17 protein-coding genes are annotated in these 22,451 nt (G+C 59.6%); 11 read left to right on the forward strand and 6 right to left on the reverse strand.

All coding sequences use genetic code 11. The features are described 5' to 3' along the window. Positions 1-163 precede the first annotated feature (163 nt). The 4 genes from relB (at position 164) to DMP05_RS08955 (ending at position 3,971) form a co-directional block, all read left to right on the forward strand. Entirely contained in the window at positions 164-379 is a 216-nt protein-coding gene (relB, locus tag DMP05_RS08940) for a type II toxin-antitoxin system RelB family antitoxin (RefSeq protein ID WP_114615920.1), read from the forward strand. Continuing rightward, the gene (locus DMP05_RS08945) at positions 380-646 is read left to right on the forward strand and encodes a type II toxin-antitoxin system RelE family toxin (RefSeq protein WP_123220121.1); all 267 of its coding nucleotides are present in this window, start codon (positions 380-382) and stop codon (positions 644-646) included. 200 nt (positions 647-846) lie between these two features. Then, positions 847-1,761, forward strand: coding sequence for a ketopantoate reductase family protein (locus DMP05_RS08950; protein WP_170151672.1), 915 nt, complete (start codon positions 847-849; stop codon positions 1,759-1,761). Positions 1,762-2,048: 287 nt separating this feature from the next. Continuing rightward, a complete protein-coding gene (locus tag DMP05_RS08955) occupies positions 2,049-3,971 on the forward strand; it encodes a hypothetical protein (protein ID WP_148039723.1) in 1,923 nt (640 codons plus the stop codon). Between the two features lie 125 nt (positions 3,972-4,096). Here the strand turns inward: DMP05_RS08955 and DMP05_RS08960 are convergent, their stop codons facing one another. Then, on the reverse strand, positions 4,097-5,404 hold the full coding sequence (locus DMP05_RS08960; protein WP_123220123.1) for an O-acetylhomoserine aminocarboxypropyltransferase/cysteine synthase family protein: 1,308 nt from the start codon (positions 5,402-5,404) through the stop codon (positions 4,097-4,099). 615 nt (positions 5,405-6,019) lie between these two features. Here DMP05_RS08960 and DMP05_RS08965 point away from each other — a divergent pair. The 3 genes from DMP05_RS08965 (at position 6,020) to DMP05_RS08975 (ending at position 8,826) form a co-directional block, all read left to right on the forward strand. Further along, positions 6,020-6,445, forward strand: a complete 426-nt coding sequence (locus DMP05_RS08965) for a TOBE domain-containing protein (protein WP_123220124.1) — start codon at positions 6,020-6,022, stop codon at positions 6,443-6,445. A gap of 279 nt (positions 6,446-6,724) precedes the next feature. Then, positions 6,725-7,696 carry a substrate-binding domain-containing protein gene (locus tag DMP05_RS08970; protein ID WP_123220125.1) on the forward strand — a complete coding sequence of 324 codons (972 nt, stop codon included), beginning with the start codon at positions 6,725-6,727 and terminating at the stop codon, positions 7,694-7,696. 272 nt (positions 7,697-7,968) lie between these two features. Continuing rightward, positions 7,969-8,826: an alpha/beta hydrolase gene (locus tag DMP05_RS08975; RefSeq protein WP_123220126.1), complete on the forward strand. Its 858-nt coding sequence runs from the start codon at positions 7,969-7,971 to the stop codon at positions 8,824-8,826. 105 nt (positions 8,827-8,931) lie between these two features. Here the strand turns inward: DMP05_RS08975 and DMP05_RS08980 are convergent, their stop codons facing one another. Genes DMP05_RS08980 through DMP05_RS08990 form a run of 3 tightly spaced genes read right to left on the reverse strand, consistent with a single transcriptional unit; the run spans position 8,932 to position 11,995 of the window. Continuing rightward, positions 8,932-10,314: an aldehyde dehydrogenase gene (locus tag DMP05_RS08980; protein ID WP_123220127.1), complete on the reverse strand. Its 1,383-nt coding sequence runs from the start codon at positions 10,312-10,314 to the stop codon at positions 8,932-8,934. Further along, positions 10,314-11,522 (reverse strand): iron-containing alcohol dehydrogenase, encoded by a 1,209-nt coding sequence (locus DMP05_RS08985; protein WP_123220128.1) that lies wholly within the window; start codon positions 11,520-11,522, stop codon positions 10,314-10,316. The genes DMP05_RS08980 and DMP05_RS08985 overlap by 1 nt, the downstream gene beginning before the upstream one ends. A 5-nt stretch (positions 11,523-11,527) precedes the next feature. Then, on the reverse strand, positions 11,528-11,995 hold the full coding sequence (locus tag DMP05_RS08990) for a MarR family winged helix-turn-helix transcriptional regulator (RefSeq protein ID WP_123220129.1): 468 nt from the start codon (positions 11,993-11,995) through the stop codon (positions 11,528-11,530). Between the two features lie 483 nt (positions 11,996-12,478). Here DMP05_RS08990 and DMP05_RS08995 point away from each other — a divergent pair, with 483 nt between their 5' ends. The 3 genes from DMP05_RS08995 to DMP05_RS09005 all read left to right on the forward strand — a co-directional run bounded on the left by DMP05_RS08995 (position 12,479) and on the right by DMP05_RS09005 (position 15,835). Then, positions 12,479-13,540 carry a hypothetical protein gene (locus tag DMP05_RS08995; RefSeq protein WP_123220130.1) on the forward strand — a complete coding sequence of 354 codons (1,062 nt, stop codon included), beginning with the start codon at positions 12,479-12,481 and terminating at the stop codon, positions 13,538-13,540. 470 nt (positions 13,541-14,010) lie between these two features. Further along, positions 14,011-15,423, forward strand: a complete 1,413-nt coding sequence (locus tag DMP05_RS09000; protein WP_244595119.1) for an alanine/glycine:cation symporter family protein — start codon at positions 14,011-14,013, stop codon at positions 15,421-15,423. A 232-nt stretch (positions 15,424-15,655) separates the two neighbouring features. After that, a complete protein-coding gene (locus tag DMP05_RS09005) occupies positions 15,656-15,835 on the forward strand; it encodes a hypothetical protein (RefSeq protein ID WP_148039724.1) in 180 nt (59 codons plus the stop codon). Positions 15,836-16,086: 251 nt separating this feature from the next. Here the strand turns inward: DMP05_RS09005 and DMP05_RS09010 are convergent, their stop codons facing one another. Both DMP05_RS09010 and DMP05_RS09015 read right to left on the reverse strand, forming a co-directional pair. Further along, complete coding sequence (locus DMP05_RS09010) at positions 16,087-18,432, reverse strand: molybdopterin-dependent oxidoreductase (protein WP_161957522.1); 2,346 nt, start codon at positions 18,430-18,432, stop codon at positions 16,087-16,089. Between the two features lie 124 nt (positions 18,433-18,556). Further along, positions 18,557-20,131, reverse strand: coding sequence for a sodium:solute symporter family protein (locus tag DMP05_RS09015; protein ID WP_123220134.1), 1,575 nt, complete (start codon positions 20,129-20,131; stop codon positions 18,557-18,559). A gap of 720 nt (positions 20,132-20,851) precedes the next feature. On the opposite strand from DMP05_RS09015, the gene DMP05_RS09020 reads away from it, so the two are divergent. Further along, positions 20,852-22,120, forward strand: coding sequence for an FAD-dependent oxidoreductase (locus DMP05_RS09020; protein WP_161957523.1), 1,269 nt, complete (start codon positions 20,852-20,854; stop codon positions 22,118-22,120). Positions 22,121-22,451 lie beyond the last annotated feature (331 nt).

A 22,451-nucleotide genomic window follows, 5' to 3' on the forward strand; every position in this document is an offset into this window, starting at 1 on the left:
GAAGTACGCATAAGGCGATGACCTGTCTACGGCTAGAAATTAGCAAATATGTCAAGTTGAAATTCCTCGGTTTGTTTGAGTTCGAATCGCGCTTTGGCTTGCTTGCGTTTGCGCAGTCAAATTGTTAGAATACAATGTATTCAGCAAGAGAAAGGAGCTGGAAATGTCTACGATGACCATGCGGATAGACGATGTCGACGCTGCGGTGGTTCGGAAGTATGCGAAGTTCGAAGGCAAAACCATCTCCGATTTTATTCGTGATGCGGTCTTTGAAAAAATAGAGACTCAGGATGATTTGGCAGCGTTGCGAGCCGCCGTCGAGGAAGACGACGGCACTCGCTACACGCACGCTCAAGTGCTTGCAGAGTTGGGCCTGTAGATGTCTTGGCGTGTCGAATACACCAAGGCGGCGTTGAAGCAGCTGAAAAAGATGGACCGATTTGATGCGAGGCTGATTCTTTCATGGATCGGGAAGAACCTTGAGGGATGCGATGATCCCCGCATACATGGCAAGGGGCTTACGGCCAATCGAGGGGGCGAGTGGCGATATCGTGTTGGCGATTATCGAATCTTGTGCATCATCGAGGACGATAAGCTTATCGTAGAAATATTTTCAATCGGCCATCGCAGCGAGGTTTATAAATAAGGGGCGCGAGCTTCGGGTGAGCGTTGCCTAATGGGGTCGGTCTGCCGAGGCGGTTTGTTCTAAAGGTTGTGGCCGTGAGCCTCGGGAAAACGCCGCCGACGCTATCGCGATTCGGCGCTGTGTTGGGGTTTCGATACCAAGGTGGCGAAGGTGCTGCGTTCGGCTCGCTGGCGGCGGGTCCAAAGAAAGGGTTGCATCCAATGCGCATCAATAAAGTCGCATTCATCGGCAAAGGTGGCGTGGGGCTGCTGTATGGCAGCATGATCGCCCGCGTGCTCGGCGACGACGCCGTGGAATTCGTGATGGACGACGCGCGCTATGAGCGTCACGCGGCTGATCAGCTGAAAATCAACGGCGAGCCGAGCAATTTGCGCAGCGTGCGCGCGAGCGAAGCGACTCCCGCTGACTTAGTGATTCTTACGATTAAAACCACCGGCCTTACGCAAGCGCTCGATACCATGGAAGCCGTCGTGGGCCCCGAAACGCGCATTGCGTCGCTGTGCAACGGCATTACGAGCGAGCAGAAAATCGCCGAGCGTTTCGGCTGGCAGCGCACGGTGCTCGGCATTTGCCAAGGCATGGATGCGGTGTTCCTGAACAACGAACTCACATATGATAAGCCAGGCGAAATCCGCTTCGGCGCGTCGCCCGATACCGACCCCGCCGTGGTGGCTGACATTGCCGAGTTATATTCCCGCGCGGGCATCGCCCATGTGGTGGAGCCCGACATTAAGCGTCGCATGTGGACGAAGCTCATGATGAATGTTGGCGTCAACCAAACGTGCATGGTGTATGGCGGCACTTACGGCAGCGTGACCGAGCGCGGAAGCGAGCAGCGCCGCAGCCTGGTGGCGGCTATGCGTGAGGCCTGCGTGGTGGCAAATGCGGAAGGCGTCGCTATTGCCGAGTCTGACTTGTCGCAGATGGTCGAGCTGCTCGAAACGCTCGACCCTGAAGGCATGCCGTCTATGGCGCAAGACCGCATCGCGCGCCGCAAAACCGAGGTCGAGGAATTCTCGGGCACCATCTGCCGTCTTGCCGCCGAGCACGGCATCGAAGTCCCCCAAAACGAATGGCTCTACCAACGCATTCGCGAAATCGAGGCGAGCTGGTAGCGGCTTGCCGAGACGGCTCAAGCGAAGGCTAGGTGGCGTCGCGGTCCGCAGCCGTTTCGCGGAAATGCGTTCGCAGCGAACGGGCTGCCCGCTTGCGGAAATGTTCGGAATCGCACCAAACTGGCCGGCGTATCGCGAATGGCTCTATACTATGAGTGATTAATGCCGTCCCAGGAGCCATTCCCATGAAGCCTGATTCTTCTCGCATACAGTCGAAGCGCCCAACCGGATCGAGCACTTCGCTGCGCGTTTCGGCCGGTGGGAGCAAGGGTGGTGACTCATTTAAGGTGAAACCACCTACCGAAGTGAAAGCCTCCTCCGAAAAGTCGCCAGTCAAAACAGAGTCATCCCCCGAAACCGAGCCATCGCTGGAGAAGATTCCGGCTTCGGCGGAGCCGTCCTTAAAACTCGGCCCCCACGGCCTCGACCCACTTCGCCGCCTTCTGGGCGATTCTTCCGCCAAGCGTCTCGCCACGTATTTCGCCAAGGCGGCGCTGCTTGTCGTAACCGTCTATTTGCTGAGCTTCGCCGTGACGAAAATGCCCGCGCCGTTTTTGGCGCTGTTCTGGGCGTTTTTCACCCTTGCCTCAACGGCGGGCGTGGTGTACCAAGTGGTTGTGCGCAAAACTCACCGCCAATTCAAATACGCGGCGGGCGGCCTGTTTGCGCGCGTGAATAACGGCCGTATCTTCAGCTTTATCGTGAGCTTCTGCGTGTCTGCGGCATGCATGGCGAGCTTGTTCCTCGAATCGCCGAAGTGGGACATTGCCGAATGGGTGCTCATTTTCGCCGCGGTGGTGGTGTATCCCGTGGTGTTGCTGCTCATGCGTCGCTACGCACGCCGTGAATACGAGCCCGCGTTTCAGGCGTCAGGCGAATTTCTGTGGAGCTGTGCCATCGTCGGCTTTCTGCTGTGCGTTGCGTATGGCGCGTATTGCACGATGGACCCCAGTTTCGGGCAGCCTGTCGAAACGGTGCTCGACGCCTTCGCGAAAACGCCCATGCCGTTCGAGAATTCCCCTTCGGCGCTCATGTGGAATGCGGGCGTTGGCTCGTGGATTGTCGACAGCCTCACGAGCTATGGCCTTATGCAGGCTTCGAAAGTGTCGGTGCCCATCTGCTTCGCCATTCGCACGGCGCTGTGCGCGGGCGCGTTTTTCGGTATGGCGAACCTCATTGGGCTGTGCGCGCTTCCCGTGCAGGAGCTGCGCAAGATTTTCGTTTCGGTCGACGCGGTCAAACGCGACGACGCGACGCAGCCCGTCTGGCGGCGCTACGTTGTTATGGCGGCGGTGCTCCCCGTCGCGCTCGTGGTGGGCTTTTTCTGGGGCGAGGCGAAGGTCGGCATGGCCATGCAAACCGAAAACGGCACGGCCCTGCAGGAAATCGCCCGCGAACTTGCGGGAAAATCGGTTTATTCCATCAATGGCGCACTGTATGACCAGGCGAAAATCGATGCGCTCGCCAGCTCGCTTTCGGCCGACGAGGCGAACCTGCGCACGATGTCATCTCAGTTGAAAGATTCGCTTGAGAGTTCATATGCGACATGTTCGGGCAGAACCGACGCGTTTTTAGACTGGTATTTCGGCATTGCCACGAATTCGTCGCTGCGCGCGAGCATTCCCGAAGGCGGCGCGCAGCAGGCGCTTGAGGACAGGTTTTACTCCCTCGTGGGCTCGAACGAAGACGAGCAGCTCACCAAGAGCATGAAGAATTATTTGGCCGCGGCGGCGAATTTGCGCTCCTCGATTGACGACGGCATGCAGGCGGCGAAGGTCGACGGAGACGTGTCGCAGGCGGGCGGCGATGGGCGAAAGCTGCCCGCGTGGCTTATTGAGGCGAAGGAATTCGGCGACGCGTGGTTGCTTAAAGGCTATCGCGAGGAAGCCGACGGCGTGCTCGACGCGGCGCGCGATTCGGGCATTTTGGCAGCGCTCGACGGCGGGCAAACGCTGTTGCAGTACCAGTTTGAGAAGAGCGTGTATGCCGATGCACAGTTCGCAAGCATGGCCACGTCGGTCGATAAGCTCCCGAACGGCGGCAACAACATCGCCCTCGATGTTTTGACGTATGCGGGCGGCGTATTTGATGAGGGCATGAGCCGCGGCAAATATCGCAAAACGCTCCAGGCGAATATTTCCGCATGCGAGGAACAGGCGAAAACGCTGCTCACGCCGAATGCGCCTCCCGCGTTTTCGGCCGAACAGTAGCTGGTTAATGAGTCGCAAATTGCAAGAAAGCCCTGGAATCGACTTCCAGGGCTTTCGTTATTTCGACCTTGCGATTCGCAGCACAGCATTGTGGCTTGCCATGCGCGGTTGCCCTTCGCCTGAAGTTAGTCGAGCTTGGCGAAGGCCTGCTGCAAATCCCAAATGATGTCGTCGGCGTTCTCGGTACCGATGGACAGGCGAATGGTCGAAGGCGTGATGCCCTGGTCGGCAAGCTCGGCTTCGGTCAGCTGGGAGTGCGTGGTGGTTGCCGGGTGAATGGCCAGGCTCTTCACGTCGGCGACGTTGGCGAGCAGCGAGAAAATCTGCAGGCTGTCGATGAATTTCCAAGCTGCTTCTTGGCCGCCCTTAATCTCGAACGTGAAGATGGAGGCGCCGCCGTTGGGGAAGTAGCGTTCGTAGAGTTCGTGGTCGGGGTGATTGGGCAGGCTGGGGTGGTTCACGGAAGCCACGTGCGGGTCGTTGGCCAAGAACTCGACGACCTTCTTCGTGTTCTCGACATGGCGATCGACGCGCAGCGACAGCGTTTCGGTGCCTTGCAACAGAATCCATGCGTTGAACGGGGAGATGCAGGCGCCTTCGTCGCGCAACAGAATGGCGCGCACATAGGTCGCGAATGCGGCCGGGCCTGCGGCTTCGGCGAAGCTTACGCCATGGTAGCTCGGGTTGGGCTCGGCGATTTCGGCATACTTGCCGCTTGCCTTCCAGTCGAAGTTGCCGCCGTCGACGATCACGCCGCCAAGCGAGGTGCCGTGGCCGCCGATGAACTTGGTCGCGGAATGCACCACGATGTTCGCGCCGTGCTCAAGCGGGCGGAAGAGGTACGGCGTGCCGAAGGTGTTGTCGACTACGACGGGCAGGCCGTGCTTCTTGGCGATTTCGGAAATGGCGTCGACGTTGGGAATGTCGGAGTTCGGGTTGCCGAGCGTTTCCAGGTAAATGACGGTGGTGTTGTCTTTGATGGCGCTTTCGACCTCGGCGAGGTTGTGCGCGTCGACGAAGGTGGTTTCGACGCCGAACTGCGAAAGCGTGTGCTCGAGCAGGTTGTACGAGCCGCCGTAGATGGTTTTCTGCGCAACCACGTGGTCGCCGGCCTGCGCGAGGGCCTGCAGCGTGTAGGTAATGGCGGCGGCGCCAGAAGCCACGGCAAGGCCAGCCACGCCGCCTTCAAGTGCGGCGATGCGGTCCTCGAACACGCCCTGGGTGGAGTTCGTCAAGCGGCCGTAGATGTTGCCGGCATCGGCCAGGCCGAAGCGGTCGGCGGCGTGCTGGGAATTGCGGAACACGTAGCTCGTGGTTTGGTAAATGGGCACCGCGCGGGCGTCGCTGGCGGGATCGGCGCTTTCCTGGCCGACGTGCAGCTGCAGGGTGTCGAAGCCGAAGGTGTGCTCGGGGTTATTGATGAACTGGCTCATTGGAAAGTCTCCTTAGATAATTCGATGGGCTGGTTCCCATCGCGAATGGAAATGTGCTGGTCGGTGGAGCTCCCGGCAGGTGTGAAAGCGAATCTACCGGGAGTTCGGCATTCGTTTCGTGTGTCGCATGCGGGGCTCCTTTCGAAATTCCCATTTCCCTACTCGTTTGGTCTGTTGAACAGAATAGGGGCGTGATATGGTGATGTCAATCAGTAAAAACTGGTAGTTAGTTATCTGCGTAATAGATAGCGAATAGCAATGCAACTATATAGGGAAGGGAAGTGCCGAGAAAGCCATGGTAATGATGGCTATTGAAGCCCTGTGAATTCTGGAGGCGACAAGGGCAGGGGAATCGCGGTTCTATCGAATCGTCAATCCAGTTATGTGTCGCTTCGTTTCGTTCTGTTGTCGTTCGTTTTTCGTGCATTGAAGCTTCAGTCGGTTTGGCACGAATGGGGGCGAACGGGGCTGGGCGATGTGCCGATTCGAGCGCGGTGTTTTCTTAACTTCGCGGATGTGCGATTATCGGTTCTGTCAAGACGTGCGCCGAGCTCGGGTTGCTCCGTATGGCTCGGATCCTTAAGCGCATACATCAAGCAAGAGAGGAGCGCCCGCATGAAGATTTCTGCACGCAACCAGTTCGAAGGTACCATTTCCAGCGTTGTCGAAGGCTCCGTGAACGGCGTTGTGACCATCGACTTCGAGGGTTATGCCATCAAGGCCGACATCACCATGGAATCCATCAAGGGCCTCGAACTCGCCGAGGGTAAAAAGGCATTCGCCATCATCAAGGCTTCCAACGTGATGTTCGCCGCAGGCAGCGAGCCCATCAAGAACATTTCCGCGCGCAACCAGCTCGTGGGTACCATCGCTTCCATTAAAGAAGGCGCTGTGAACGGCCATGTTGCGCTCGAGCTCGCCGACGGCAACAAGGTCATCGGCTCCATCACCAACGAGGCAATCGAGTCGCTCGGCCTGGCCGAGGGCGAAAAGGCTGTCGCCATCATCAAGTCGACCGACGTTATGGTGGGCGTGGAATAGGTAAGCGCACCTTGGGCAATCTGCGCTGCAAAACATATGGGCGGCATAAGACGCGATTGACACTCCCGCTTGCTTCTTAGCCGCCTTGCATAACGAACGCTTTGCCTGGCCGCCGGCGGTTGTGAATCAGATTGCGTGACGAAAGGCGCGATTAGCGCGCCACCATCCATTTCATATTGCGTGAAAGGCGGTCTTCGGGCCGCCTTTTCTTTTCCTTATTATTTCTTGTTTCGAATAATCTATAATCGAGAACAGCTTTGACGAGGAAAGGGGGCTTTCGTGCGCGAAGACGAGGCATTGCAGGTCGAAGACGTATCGGCGTTGCTCGGCGTGGGTCGCAACACCGTGTACTCGCTTGCGAAATCGGGCGAGCTTGCGTCGTATCGCGTGGGTCGCAAGCTGCGTTTCACGCGCGCCGATGTCGAGCGCTACATCGAGGCGTCGAAAACGGGCGGCTCGCCAGCCTCGACGGGCTCCATTCCCGTTGCGCCCGCATCTGCCGCGACCCTTTTCTCTCCTTATGCGGCGGCTATTCCCGAGATAGCTCCCGCCGCCGATCCCTTCGTTATTTCGGGTGGCGACATTTCGGGCGACATTATCGCCCATGCGATTTCTGGCAAGGGCTTTCCCTGTTCTCGGGCTTATCTGGGAAGCTATCTCGCGCTTGTCGATTTGTATCTGGGCCGCGCCGATGCCGCCGTTGTGCACCTGTTCGACCGCAAATCGGGCACATACAACATTCCGTATGTGCAGCGCCTTGTGCCGGGCGTTCCGGTGTCGGTGGTGCGCGTTGCCCGCCGAAGCGTGGGCCTTATTGTGCAAGCTGGCAATCCAAAGCACCTGCATTCGTGGGGGAGCCTGCTCACGCGCGATGCGTCGCTCGTGAACGTCGCTCGCGGCTCGGCCATGCGCGTGCTGCTCGACGAAGTGCTGTGCGAGCTCGAAGCGCGTCCCGAATCGGTGCGCGGCTACGATCGCGAAGTCGCCTCTCCCGATGCGGTGGCGGCGTTCGTGGCAAAGGGCGCGGCCGAAGCGGGCGTGGGCACTTCGAACCTTGCGCAGGCGACCTTAGGCATCGATTTCCTTCCCATGCAAAACGAGTGGATCGATATCGTGGTGAAGAAAAGCGAGCGCACGCGTTCGCTCGTGCGCGCAGCCAAGCGCCTGGGCGATGACCCTCGCGTGCGTCGCGAGCTCGAGGCCCTGGGTTTTGACGCGTCACGTTTGGGCTCCATCATCTATGAGTCGTAACCTGTTAAATGCTCGTAGCGTTTAACAGGTTTTGGCGCATTGCGGCGAAGGGGCGAGCTTCCCTTGGCGTCTATGCTGCGCCAGCTGCGGCAAACCAGGCTTTTGACGCCTCGAATGAATGCAAAAGAACTTATTTCACCTGCCGTTTTCTGCCGGGTCGCATCGCGGCGCGCCGTATAATTCAAGCAGGCGCGTTGCGCGTTTTCGCGAAACCTGTTAAACGCTACGAGCATTTAACAGGTTTCGGGTATTCGACGGGAGAAAGGAATCCCATGGTGCAGGAATACATGTTCGAGTCGTTTGATGGCACGGAACTCTACGGTAAAACCGATTCGGTGGCCGATCCGCGTGGCGTGGTGGTTATCGTGCACGGCTTGTGCGAGCATCAAGGTCGTTACGACTATCTCACTATGCGCCTGAACGCGCAGGGCTATTCGGTGTATCGCTTCGACCATCGCGGCCATGGCCGTTCGAAGGGCACCAAGGTCTTTTATTCCGCTTTCGATGAAATCGCGAAAGATATCGACGTTGTGGTCGACCGCGCGATTGCCGAAAACCCTGAGGCTCCGCTGTTCATCGTGGGCCATTCCATGGGCGGTTACGGCGCGGCGCTGTATGGGCACCTGCATCCCGGAAAGGTCGACGGCTACGTGCTCTCGGGCGCATGGACCCGCGACAATAAGGGCCTGGGCACAGGCGCGGTTGAGGCCGATGCCCCCGATTTGGCCTACATGCCTAATGAGCTGGGCGACGGCGTATGCTCCGACCCGTCGGTGGGCGAGGCGTACATGGCCGACCCCTATGTCATTAAAGAAATGTCGTTTGGCCTGTTCCGGGCACTGCATAAGGGCCATGCGTGGATGCGCGAGAACGCGAGCCGCTTCGTTGACCCCGTGCTCATTCTGCACGGCGGTGACGATGGCCTGGTGGCCCCGAAAGACAGCCTTGAGCTCTACGAGCAAATTGCCTCGTGGGATAAGAGCCTGCGCATTTACGCCGGTCTCTATCACGAGATTTTCAACGAATACGACAAGGACGCCGTTATCGAAGACGCCCTCGATTGGCTTAACCTGCACGCCGATTTGGAATTCATCGACGTTGAAGAAGAGGAAGTCGAAGGCGACGAATAGCCAGCCGCCGCGCAAGAACGCGGCATAGGTAAAGAAAATCCCAGAAAGCATAAGCGGGCCTCGTGCGGAAGATGCGTGAGGCCCGCAGTGTTTGGGTGCGCGACGCTATCTCAGGAACACGTGCAGCAGCTTTTCGTAGAGCGCGTTCGAATAAGGCTGGTAGCGCATGGGCAAATCGAGCCACGTTTTCTTGTCGACAATCGATTTGACGTGCGAAAACGCCTCGAACCCGCGCTTGCCGTGGTAGCCGCCCATGCCACTTTCGCCCACGCCGCCGAACGCCATCTCGCTCGTTGCCAGGTGGATGACGACGTCGTTGATGCAGCCGCCGCCGAATTGCAGCTCGTGCGTGAAGCGGTCGATGTGCCCCTTGTCGCTCGAGAACAAATACGCGGCAAGCGGCTTCGCTTTGCCTTTGAGGCCTTGCGCTACCTGGTCAAACGTCTCAAACGTAAGAACGGGCAGAATCGGCCCGAAAATTTCTTCTCCCATAACCGCGTCGCTCGCCACAACGCCGTCCATAATCGTGGGCGCGATGCGGCAGCTTTGGGCGTCGCGCGCGCCGCCGTGTACCACTTTGCTCTCGTCAATAAGCCCGCACAGGCGCTCGAAGTGCTTCTGGTTCACGATTTTGCCGTAGTCGGCGTTCTCGAGCGGCGTTGCGCCGAATTGGCGTTCAACCTGCTTTGCCAGCTCGGCGACGAGCTTATCGTGCACGCTGCGCTCGACGAGCACGTAATCGGGCGCCACGCACGTCTGGCCGCAGTTCAAAAACTTGCCAAACGCGATGCGCTTGGCGGCTAGCTCGATGTTCGCGCTTGCGTCCACGATGCACGGGCTCTTTCCGCCCAGCTCAAGCACGGCAGGCGTGAGGAATTCGGCGACGTGGCGCAGCACTTCCTTGCCCACGTTCTGGCTTCCCGTGAAGAAGATGAAGTCGAATTTCTGCTCGAGCAGCGCGGTGTTTTCCGCACGGCCGCCCGTGACAACTGCCACGTGTTCGGGTGCGAAGCATTCCGCGACAATGTGCTCGATAATCGCGCTTGTCGCCGGCGAATAGGCGCTCGGTTTCAAAATAACGGTATTGCCTGCGGCGATGGCGTCGGCGAGCGGGTCGATGGTCAGCAGGAACGGGTAGTTCCACGGACTCATGACAAGCGTGTTGCCGTAGGGCACCGCCTGCGTGAAGCTGTGCGAGGCGAACTGGGCGAGCGGTGTGCGCACGGTTGTGCGTCGAGCAAGCTTGCGCACATGCTTGATCATGTAGGAAATTTCAGTGAGCGCCAGGCCGCTTTCGCACATGAACCCCTCGTAGGCGCTCTTGCCCAAATCGGTCGTGAGCGCCGCGTGAATGTCGCCCTCGTGCGCCTTCACGGCGTCGTAGAGCTTGCGCAAGCTCTTGATGCGGAAATCAACGGAAAGCGTGGCTCCGCTGTTGAAGAAGGCGCGCTGCGCGTCGAGGAGTGCTTGGATTTCTTCGCCGGTCATTATTCGTTCCAATCTGCGATTTCTTCATAGAGGGTGGCCAGTTCGTGCTCAGTCATGAGCTTGGGCACGGGATAGAGCGGGTTCGCCTCGCGCTCAGCCGTATGGACCAGGTGTGCGATGTCGTCGCGCTTGATGCCGCTGATTTTCTCAGGGATGTTCATGCTCGCGTTGAGTTCTTTGATCGCTGCGATGAACTTCGTTGCGCCTTCGGCATCGGAATCGGTCGCGGCGCTTACGCCCGCGGCCACGCCGAGCTGGTGAAGCTTTTTGTGCGCCGCCTCGCCGTACGCTTCGAGCACATAGGGCAGAATCACGGCGTTGGCCAGGCCGTGGGGCACGCCGTATTGGCCGCCGAGCGAGTGGGCGATGGCGTGCACGTAGCCTACGTACGACATGGAAAACGCGATGCCCGCTTTGTACGCGGCGTGCAGCATGTTCTCGCGCGCTTCGTGGTCGTCGCCATGCTTATAGGCGCGCTGGATGTTCCCGAATATCAGCTTGGTCGCGTCGAGCGCGAGTTCGCGCGTCTGCTTGGTGGTTGACCTGCCGATATAGGCTTCCACGGCATGCGTGAGCGCGTCCATGCCCGTGGTGGAGGTAAGGTGTGGCGGCAGCGTGTAGGTGAGGCGCGCGTCGAGCACGGCGTAGTGGGGAATAAGCGGGAAGCTCATGATCGCGTATTTGTGGTGCTCGTTGCCGTCGGTAATCACGGCGGCCAAGGTGACTTCGCTGCCCGTGCCTGCGGTGGTGGGAATGGTGATAATCGGGGGCGTTGCCTTGAGCACGCGCAGGACGCCCTTCATGCGCGAGAGCGGCTTGTTCGGGTATGCGACGCGCGCGCCTACGGCTTTGGCGCAGTCCATCGACGAGCCGCCGCCAATCGCGATAATTGCGGTGCATTGGCGCCGGTGGTAGAGCTCAAGAGCTTCTTCGACCTGGTCAACGGTGGGGTTTGGCTGGGTTTTGTCGTATACGGCGTAATTCACGCCCGCGTCGTGCAGCGCCGCCTCGAGCGGCGCGGTAAGGCCGTTTTCCACGATGCCGCGGTCGGTCACGACGAGCACGGTGCGCGCGTGCTCCTTCTCAAGAACGGGACCCAAATCGGCGCACGAGCGAATGATTTCGGGCTCGCGGTAGGGGAGCACCGGGAGCACGGCGCGGAAGCCGATTTGAAAGACGCGGCAGTAGGCTTTTTTAAGGAAGAACATGGCAATTACTCTTTCTTGGGGGCGGTGGTTGGCTGAGCGGTGCGCGCGATGGCGCCCAAGCGATTGCTCACGGTGGCGAGGCTTTGGTAGAACGCCGCGCGCTGCTCATCGGTGAGGCTGTCGTCGATTCCCCGAAGCACCGTCGCGATTTTCTGGGCAATCGCGTCGCCGGCCTGCTCGCCTTTCTTGGTGAGCACGAGCGGGCACTTGTAGGGCTTGGCGCCATTGGTCGAGGCTTCGATGAAGCCTTCCGACTTCAGATGGTCGATCGCGCGCGACACGGCTGCCTTGTCTTCTTCGCAGCGCTCGCACAGCTCGGCCGCGGTAAGGCTTCCTTGCGAGCGCAAGTAGTGCAGGCATGACACATGGATGCTTTTCAGCCCCCAATCGGCCATTTCCTGGTTTTTGATTTTGCGAATGCTGCGATTGATTCGGCTTATGAGAATGGTGAACGTCTCGAATCGGTCTTCCATGGTGCCTTTCCAGATGATTAATGTTGACAAATCAACATGTGGAAGTTGACCATAAACTTGTTGATATGTCAACAAGTTCCGCAGAAAGCCTTTTGGCTGGTGCCATGCGAAGGTTGCTTTTGGCTGGTGCTCGATTCATGCGCGCGTTTGGTATTCGCCCTTCCGCCCGTTGTACGCTTTGTCGAGCTCCTAGCGCTTCGCGAGGTGGAGCGTAATGGCGAGCGCGATGAGCGCCTCGGTTTCAAGCGCCACGATGTAGGGGGGCAATAGCGCTTTGACCGTACGCTCGCCGCTCGCCGGCACTGGGTGTGCTTGTGAGGCGGCGGCTCTCGTTCGCGGCTTCGTTGCGCGATGCCGCAATTGTCCCGTTTAATGTATCCCATGCGCCGTGGGATTGCTCTTTAGTGTCGTATACTTTTTGTAGCTGTTCCGATTGCGCAAGCGTTCGGAATGCCGTACAACGCGACGGAAGGGAAGGCGCGCATGGCCTGGGGCGATAAGAAAAACGATAAGCGTGCGAACGAGAGCCCGTTCAACGCGGGCGACCCTACGATGCCGTGGGATATTTCCTCATCGACGAAGGCGTACAAGAATCGCGCGCAAGATCCGTTCGGCGAGCCGGTAGAAGACGGCGCTCCTGCGCCGGTCGTGGAGTCGAAGGCGGCCTCTGAACAAACGAATCGCTCCGTCCATCCCACCCAGCCCGTTCAGCCTAGCGATTCTTCTCGTTCCGATCAGTCCGTGTGGCCCAATCCTTCCTCTTTCCAAGATTCGCCTTTTAGCACGCCCGCCGGCAATGCGGCCCCATCTTCTGTACCGACTCCGCCACCGCCCCCGAATTTCGAAGGCGTGGGCAAGAGGGCGGCCCAGAGCAAAGCCGCTTCGAGGCCCAAGGGCAAGTCGCTCGCGGTTGTCGTAGGCGTTATCGTGGCGGCGTTCGTCGCCTTCACGGTTATTTTGGGTGCCATTGTCGCGTTCGATTCTTTTCTCGACGAACAGGCCCCTTCGTATGGCGACGTCGACGATACCGAAGTCATCGGCTCCGACCACGAGGTGTACGCTCCGGAAACCGATGATGAGAAGGCGATATTCGACGTGGTGACCAGCCGCCTTGGCAGTGTGGCGTCGGGCGATGACGAGGTTCTTCATGCAGCTATCGCCAACGATTTCGCCGATTGCGTTTTAGACTATACAGGTGAATCGGCCGCTTCCCTGGGCCTTGATGCCGACGCGTACGCCGATTGGGCCATGCGCTCGCTCGTGTATGAGGTCGACTGGGTGTATGTCGACGACGAAGCCGACGAGGCGACGGTGTACTACTACGCGAATTCCTATCGCAGTTACGATGTCGCGAGGGAAGTGTGCTACGCCATCGCGGATGGAGTCGACGCGCAAGAGGCTCTTTCGAACGCATGCGAGAATGCCGAAATGGGTTATGAGCTGTTTTTGACGGTCGACTTGGAGAAAGTCGGCGGCACGTGGCGCATCGACGAGTCTGAGTGGGCCGACCCCAGCGAAAACGACCTGTTGTGGCTGTTCGCGTAGAAAATTCATCAAGCGGGACGCTTCCGCTGGTGGATTTTGAACAGCGCGCTAGCGCTTGCCTGTGGCACCGAACCTTCCGAAACGTGGATGGGCTTATACTGGGCTGCTTCCCATTTCTTCGATTGTGAGGAAATGGGAAGCAGTTCGTTTCGTTGATACTGCATCCGTTCGCGGGCATGTATCGTCCTTTGGCTTCTTGATAGGCGTTTTTACGCGACGTGAAACGTATCTGAAAAGAAGCTTCTGTAGCATTTCTTCTTGTCGAAAGAAAAAGAAAGCGTGCGCATTGGAGAGATTTCTTTCACGGCTCTCTAATGCACGCGCTTTCCCGAGGGAAAGGCAATGCTATGGAAGACTTCCTCACATCGTTTTTCATAACGCCATTTACGAGTTTGGGCGAAGGCTTGGCCGCCGCCACGAGCCCGCTTGACGTCATCGACGCTGTCGACGGCTTTGTGTGGGGTCCCATCATGATTTTGCTGCTGCTGGGCACGCACATCTTCATGACGATTCGCACCGGCTTCATCCAGCGCAAGCTTGGCACTGGCATTAAGCTGTCGGTCACCAAAGATGACCCGTCCGACGCCGATGGCGACATCACCCAGTTCGGCGCGCTCACCACGGCGCTCGCTGCCACCATCGGTACGGGCAACATCGTCGGCGTGGGCACGGGCCTTCTGTTCGGCGGCCCGGGCGCCATTTTCTGGATGTGGATTACTGGTATTTTGGGCATCGCCACCAAGTATTCCGAGGTGTTCATTGGCGTGAAATATCGCGTGAAGGACCACTCGGGTAAGATGCTCGGCGGCGCGATGTACGCGCTCGAGCGCGGCTTCAAGAACAAGAAGCTCGGTCGCGTGCTGGCTGTGCTGTTCGCGCTGTTCGCGTCGCTGGCCGCATTCGGCATTGGCGCTTCGACCCAGTCGAACTCGCTTGCCGACGCGCTGTACAACACGTCGCTCATCGACGGCGCGGCCATTCCGCAGTGGCTCGTTGGCATCGTGGTCGTGGCGCTTGTGGCTATCGTCATTCTGGGCGGCATCAAGTCTATTTCTCGTGTGTGCGAGAAACTCGTTCCTGTCATGGCCATTTTCTACGTGGCGTGCTGCATCATTATCATTGGCATAAACGGCCAGTTCCTTGGTGAGGCGATTCGTCAGATTATCGTTGGCGCCTTCACCCCGGCCGGCGCCGCTGGCGGCGCGGTTGGTTCCACGGTCACCTTGGCTTTGCAGTTCGGCTTCAAGCGCGGTATTTTCTCCAACGAATCGGGCATGGGCTCGGCTCCGTTGGTTGCGTCTTCCGCCACCACGAAGAACCCCGCTCGTCAGGCGCTCGTTTCCATGACCGGTACGTTCTGGGACACCGTCGTTGTCTGCCTGCTCACGGGTCTCATGCTCATGACCACGCTGCTCGCCAACCCCGAACTTTCCACCGCCATCGCGAACGGCACTATTTCCTCGGGCGCCGGCCTCGCCACCGCGGCCTTCGAGAAGATTCCCGTGTTCGGCCCGTTGGTGTTGCTCGTTGGTCTGATTACCTTCACCTACTCCACCATTCTCGGTTGGAGCCAGTATGGCAACCGCGCCATCAGCTACCTGCTTGGCAAGAAGGCCGTGCTTCCGTATTACATCGTGTTTCTGCTGTTCGTCTTCTGGGGCTGCATGATGGTCGGCGACGCGACCGGCAGCGCTGCGGTTTCGAACCTGAGCTCGGTGGTGTGGAACTTCGCCGATGTGATGAATGCCCTTATGGCGATTCCGAACTGCATCGCGGTGCTCGGCCTTTCCGCCATCATTGCCCGTGAAACCAAGCACTACGTTTATGACGGCAACCTCGACGAGGTTGACGATACCGAGATTCCTCAATACGACGAGAAGTAATTCGCCGGCGGTATTTCCTCACAACCTAGGCGGCTGCCTTCGGGCGGCCGTCCCCTCTTCGGGAGGGGTGCGCATGCCCCCTCCCTTTTTGTTTCCAAATTACGCCATTTGCTTGGAAGGAAGCGCCTGATTATGGAAGGCCTTGGTCGCCGCTATGGCGCATTCGGCCCCATCGTGGAAATGGCCATTCCCACGAACGATTGCGTGTGCTGGTTTGGCGAAGGCGTGTCCCGTGCGAGCGATTTCCACCTACGATTTTACGGCCGATTCGCAGACCTGCATAAGCTGCATGCGTTGCATGTGCGATTGTCCCGCCCATGCGCGCAAGGTCAATGGCCTTATGGCGAAAATCGCATCGGCCGCCATTGCGAAGGAATGCAACGTTCGCAAGGAAGCCGAGTTGTTTCTTTAGACAGCTCCCGTCCGGGGGCGGGCGTTGGCCAATTCATGCGGTTCTTCTCGACGGAGGGGGCCTTGTCGTGCGCTATCGTGCGCGAGTTCGAGAAGCGGCGTTTCCCTATGCGCTTTACTTTCGGGACAGCCGCTCCACAATCTTGAATTTTGCTTTTGACGCTGTCGCTTCAGACCACTGGATTTCAGCGTTTCTAGCGTGGCCTTTGTCGTCAACGACGTCGATCCCTCGGCGTGTTTCTGGTTGCGCGGCTACTTCGCTTTGAGCTTCGTTATGCGGCAGATGTTGGTGTGCTGCGGGTTGCCTTTGGCGAGCGGCGAGGGGCGATACACGGTAAGCGTGTTGATGCAGCCTCCGAAGTCGACCTCGCGCCCGCCAATGTGTTGCGCGTCGTACCAGGCGCCTTGTGAAATCGCTACGGTCCCCTCGACGATATCGCTTGTGAGCTTCGCCGGCAGACACACCTCGCCCTGATGATTTCTCACGAGCACCCTGTTCCCATCAGCGATGCCGCATTTGGCTGCGTCGTTCGCATTCATCCATACCACCTGCGGAAACATCGATTTCAGCTTCTCGTCGAATCCCCAGCTCGAATGGATGCGCGCGCGGTCGTGAAAGCCTGTGAGTCGCAGTGGCATTTCGGCATTGGGGATGCCCGCGTCTGCCCATTCGGGAATATAAGCGGGAATGGGCGCGAGGGTCGAAAGACATGCGAGCGTGTCGCCTTCGCGCAGTTCCCAGCCAGCCGTGTCGCGCAGTATTGCTTCGCTGAAAAGCTCGATTTTGCCCGATGCGGTCGCAAGCGGATGCTCATCGGGCGATTCGCGGAACGCCTTAAGTGCGACATGCGGTCCGCGCCATACGCTCACGATGCCGACACGCTGCGCCTCTTCGAATTCGGGAAGGCCAAGTTCGGGCTGCTGCTCGCGCGTTTCGTCGTAGAGCGCGCGAATCCAGTCGCCTTCGGTGCGGCCCAGCGTGAATTCTTGCTCGACGCCGAGGCTCGCGGCCATGAGGCGCGCCATCTCGTAGGCGCTTTTCTGCTCATCGCGGTGCGTGGGCACAGGCTGGCCCGTGACAATATGACCCCAATCGGCGCCGCCCGAGGTTTGCGATTGCTGCTCGATGCGCAGTAGGTCGGGGAATATGACGTCGGCGTATTTCAGCGAATCGCACATCACGGTGTCGATGCCCAAAATGAACTCACATTTGCTCTCGTCGGCGAGTACTTCGTGGGAATGGCGCACGTCTGAATGCTGGTTGGTGAGGCTGTTGCCCGCGTAGTTGATGAGGTATTTGATTCCGTGCTCAAGGCGACGCGCGCCGCGAACGCCGCTGTTTTCGGAGGTCATTTCCTCGCCATGCTCAATGGCGTGAATGGTCTCGAATACGGGGATGCTCGCCGCCACGGGGTTGCGGCCTGCGGGAAGCGAGCTCGAAAGTACGCGGTGATGCCAAGGATACAGGCCGTTCGACGTACCTTCGAGACCGACGTGGCCGACGAGGCACGGCAACGCCATGGCCGCCCAAGCGCTCCATTCGCCGTTGCTGCGCCGCTGCGGACCCCAACCCGACAGCACGTGGAGGCGTCGGGCGTCCGCGATGCTGTGCGCAAGCGAACGAATATCGCTTGCCGCGATGCCACAAATGCCTTCGGCCCATTCGGGCGTTTTCGCGATGCGGTCATAGCCTTCGCCCGTCACGTAGTCGTGATACGACATGTGCTTGCCGCGGAAAGCTTCCGGCATGGTCGCTTCGTCGAAGCCGACGCAGTATGCATGCAGAAAGTCCAGGTCAACGGCATTCTTCTGGATAAGTTCCCACGCAATTGCCGCCACAAGCGCCGCATCGGTGCCGGGCGTGATGGGCAACCATTCGACGTTGTTCATGATCGATTCGGTCTTGCGCGGGTCGATGACGATGATGCGCGTGCCCTCCTGCTTTGCCAGGCGCCGCCATTGTGCGCCGATGTTTGCGCCGCCGTCGTTGGCGACAGTGGGGTTCGCGCCAAAGGCGATTACGAGGTCGGCCGAAAACGCCTGTTCAAAGGAGCTGCCGTCGTCGGGCTTCATTCCAAAGCAGTATTTCGCGGCCCAGGTGGCCTGCGCGCATGAGTAGTCGTTGTAGCGTGATAGGTAGCCGCCCAAACAGTTCATGAGCCTGTTGAAGGGCCGCGCGGTGGTGCAGTTAGCGTTTGTGCCGTAGGCGATGAAGACGGCGTCGTTGCCGAAGCGGTCGATGGCATCGCGCAGCTTGCTCGATGCGATATCGATTGCCTCGTCCCACGTGATGCGCTCGTAGAGCCCCGATCCTCGCGGCCCCGTGCGTTTGAGCGGCCATTTCAGGCGCAGCGGGCTTTCGGCCCAGGCGAGCATGCGGCGTCCGCGTACGCAGGCTTGGGGCAGGGGCGTGCCGTCGGGCGTTTCGGCCGCGCACGAACCCACGCGTGTGACTCGGTCTGCTTCGATATCGAAGCGCAGGGCGCACCGCCCGCCGCAGTTCGCTGCACAGTGGTTCCATATGGTGCGTGCGCCGGAAGGCGGTGCGCTTGCGGGTGAAGCGTTGACGGCTGGTATGCAGGTGGTTGGTTCGCTCATGGAATGCCTTGCGTTCGGGAAACTCTGCGAGCCATTGTATGGCTTCGTCGACGCCTCTCTGTTTCGTGCGTGTTGCAAGCATCTCGAATCCATCGTTCGTTGAATGGGAGTTTCCGCGCGCCTTTTACGCAAGCGGCTCGATTTCCTCCAGGCCCTCCGCGCGCGCCTCGGCCTCGATTTCGCGGTCGGTCGCGCTCTTTCGGCTCGGCAGCGCGATGTCCATGTCGAAATCAACCGGCTTGGTAGCCAGGCTCACGAGCGGCACAATCGCGAGCGAGAGCAGCATTGCGAGCGCGCCGCAATTGATGGGGCTTGCGATAAGTGCGTGGCCGAAGAAGCCTGCAATCATGTTTCCGCTGGTCAGGCTTACGCCCACGATGAAGCTCGTCCACACGGCGGCCTTCGAGATGCGCTTGGAGTACAGGCCCCACAGGAAGGGACCGAGGAAGGTGCCGGCAAGCGCGCCCCAGCTGATGGACATGAGCTGCGCGATGAACGTGATCGACGAGTTGTACTGCACGAGCGCGATGATCGCGGAAATGGCCACGAACGCCACGAGCAGGCCGCGCATCCATGTGAGCTGACGCTTCTCATCCATGTTCTTCACGACGTTGTCTTTCAACAGGTCGAGCGTGAGCGTGCTCGACGAGGTGAGTACAAGCGAGCTCAAGGTCGACATCGAGGCTGAAAGCACGAGCACGATTACGAGACCGACAAGCAAATCGGGCAGGGTGGAAAGCATGGTGGGAATGATGGAATCGTAGATGGGCGTGCCTGCGGCCGACATCTCGATCTGGCCTGAGTACAGGCGTCCGAAGCCGCCGAGGAAATAGCTGCCGCCGGCGACGACCATAGCGAAAATCGTTGAGATGATGGCGCCCTGTTTAATGGCGGGGCCGCTTTTGATGGCGTAGAACTTCTGCACCATTTGCGGAAGGCCCCACGTACCGAGGCTCGTGAGCACCACAACGCCGAGCAGGTTGAGCAAATCGGGTCCGAACATGCTCACGAACGCGCCTTGCAAATCGGGGTTCGTTTCGGCTTGCACGTGCGACAGGCCGATGACCGCCTGCGAGAAGCCGCCATTGCCGGCGAGCACGGCGCAAATTACGGCGGTGATGCCGAACAGCATCACGATGCCCTGCAGGAAGTCGTTCACCACGGTGGCCATGTAGCCGCCGAGCACCACGTAAATGCAGGTGATAAGTGCCATGCCGATGACGCATGCCTCGTATGGCAGACCGAACGCCATGCCGAACAGGCGCGACAGGCCGTTGTAGACGCTCGCGGTGTAGGGAATGAGGAACACGAAGATGATGGCGGCGGCGGCGATGCGCAGCGCGCGGCTGCGGTAGCGCTTGCCGAAGAATTCGGGCATGGTGGCAGCACCCAGGCGTTGCGTCATTTCGCGCGTGCGGGGGCCGAGCACCCACCAGGCGAGCAGGCTGCCCAAAATGGCGTTGCCGATGCCTACCCACGTGGCCGACAGGCCGTATTTCCATCCGAATTGACCGGCGTAGCCGACGAAGATGACGGCCGAGAAGTACGACGTGCCGAATGCAAACGCGGAAAGCCAGGGGCCTACGTTGCGGCCGCCCAGAATGAAGCCGGTCACGCTGCCGGCGTGTTTTTGGCACAGGATGCCGATGATGATGGCGATTGCCGCGAAGGCGAGCACCATGGTGATTTTTGCGATCATTGGAATTTCCAATCGGTCTTGCGCGTTTGGGCGCGAACCGATTTCTCGACGGGGCACCCGTTTGCCCTATTCGCCTCTTGTTGAGAAACCGGACCATGCCCAAATGCGCGAAATTACGCGGACATGGAGGCGCACACGACGGCTGTGGCTGTACGCGACGCTGGCATGCGACGCGACGAGCGGCCCTCGTGCGCTAGAGGTATCGATAGGAATAGAGGTACTCGGGGTAGCGGCCTGTGTGGGCATGGCAGAAGAAGCCGGCGGCGGCTGCGCGGGTATGTGCGGCGGCGTTGCTCACGCGTGCTCCTTCTAAAACTCGGCCCGGGGAAGCGGGCGACGTGCGCGACCTTCGTTCGGTGTGCCGTGGGCGTTCATTTCGTCGCGCACGATTCCCGATTGGTCGCGGAATGCGTTTAGTATATAGCGGCGAAATCGCACACGTCAACACTCTAATGCGCTAAAGTGTCGTTTTCCGTTGATGGCCGGTTCGCCGTCGAGCCGATTTGCGTTTGTCGGAAATTCCGCGAGCAGTGCACGGTTTTTGTTTCGTCCGAGCTTCATTCGTCGGGAGTTTCGTATGCTTTCGCGAGCTTTAAGCGTCGCGAGCGATGTATTTGTTGAGGTGTCGCCGAATGTGTCGCGCGGGCGAGTTCGTTTGTCGGAAACGCTATTATCCCCTTTGGCAAAAAGTTGATCGCGCGTGCGGCTCAGGAGGGAATCGTGCATATCGAATCGGAATCATCGTTTGACGTGGTCGTCGTTGGCGGCGGCATTGCCGGATGCTGCGCGGCGATCGAGGCGGCGCGCGCTGGCGCTTCGGTGTGCCTCGCGAGTGCGTCGGGCGTCTTTTCCGGCTCGAGCTTCTATCCAGGTACGTGGGGATTGGGGCTTATCGGGCCTCGCGACGCGGCCGATATCGACGATATGGTCGAGACGATTCTGCACGTCGGCCGCGGCGCTGCCAATGCGGCGCTCGTCGACTCGTTCGTGCGGGGTATTCCCGAGGCTATCGCCGCGCTTGAAGCGATGGGCGTTTCTTTGAAGCGACCCGCGAATCCCGATGAGCCGCAATACATTCCCTGCTTCGACCATTCGCTGCGTATGTGGCGTGGCCTTGAACGCGATTCGATGGAGCGCGGTTTCGGCCGGGCTCTTTGCGAAGGGGGAGTTGTTCGCTTCGACGGGTGCGAGCTGCTCGACATTGCCATGGATGGTGGATGTGCGCGCGGCGCGCTGTTCTTCGACCGTTCGGCCAAACGCTTTCGCGCGGTGTCGTGTGGGGCAATCGTGCTCGCGGGAGGCGGCGTGGCCGGGCTTTACAAGCGCAGCCTTTCTGCTTTGGGCAATTCCGCAACGGTTCAGGCGATTGCCGCGCGCTGCGGCGCTCGCTTGGTGAATTTGGAATTCATGCAAATCATGCCGGGGCTCGTGTCGCCGCGGCGCAACATCGTGTTCAACGAGAAGGCGTTTCGGTTCGCGCGTGCCTGGGACGCGTCGGGCGAGCCGATCGCGCGTGATGTTCTTGAGGCTCGCAGCGAGCATGGGCCGTTTTCGTGCGAGCGAGCCGGTGCGCCGCTCGATTTCGCCATGGAGGCGTGCGGCGATGAGGGCATGGAAATCGCGTGCGACGTGGGTGATGGCTCGCCGGAATTCGTGCGCACGTTTTCCGAATGGCTCGAGCGGGAATGCGGCGTTTCGGCGAGCGCCCCTGCGCGTATTGCGCCGTACGCGCACGCGTCGAATGGCGGCATCGCGATTGACGAGCATGGCTCGTGCGGCGTGCCGGGCCTGTTCGCGGCCGGCGAATGTACGGGCGGCATGCACGGCGCCGATAGAATCGGCGGCCTCGCGAGTGCGAATGCGTTGGTTTTTGGCCGCCGCGCGGGCGTTGCTGCGGCGAAATTCGCGAGGGGGTTTGTGGGCGAGTGCGCGGGCGGGGCGCGAATGCGCGCAGCGAAACCCCCGGTTTCGCAAGCGTGGGCACACTGACTTCGGGTTGCGGGCTCGATGTGGGAAGCTGCAGAGATTCCGATGCGGAAGGGATCGCGACCAAAAGCGATTCTCGCAACGGCCGTTGCGCAGGAGACTCTCGTTTCCGATCGCGCTGTGGGTCGGTTTCGTTTGAAGTCGAGGAACGCGCATATCCTGCAAGCGGCGCGGCGCTTCGCGAATTGCGCGAAACGATGTCGACGCATTTGTGTTTCGTCAAGAGGATTTGAGCAAAAAGAGCATCGGAAATTGAGCAGCCTGAGCATCGGAAGTGCGCACGCTTTCTGAGCGGCTAGCCCTCCTGCATGAGGGCATGGCGGACGCGGTAGGA

Origin of the sequence: Slackia isoflavoniconvertens, from assembly GCF_003725955.1 — a bacterium.
Classification (GTDB): Bacteria; Actinomycetota; Coriobacteriia; order Coriobacteriales; family Eggerthellaceae; genus Slackia; species Slackia isoflavoniconvertens.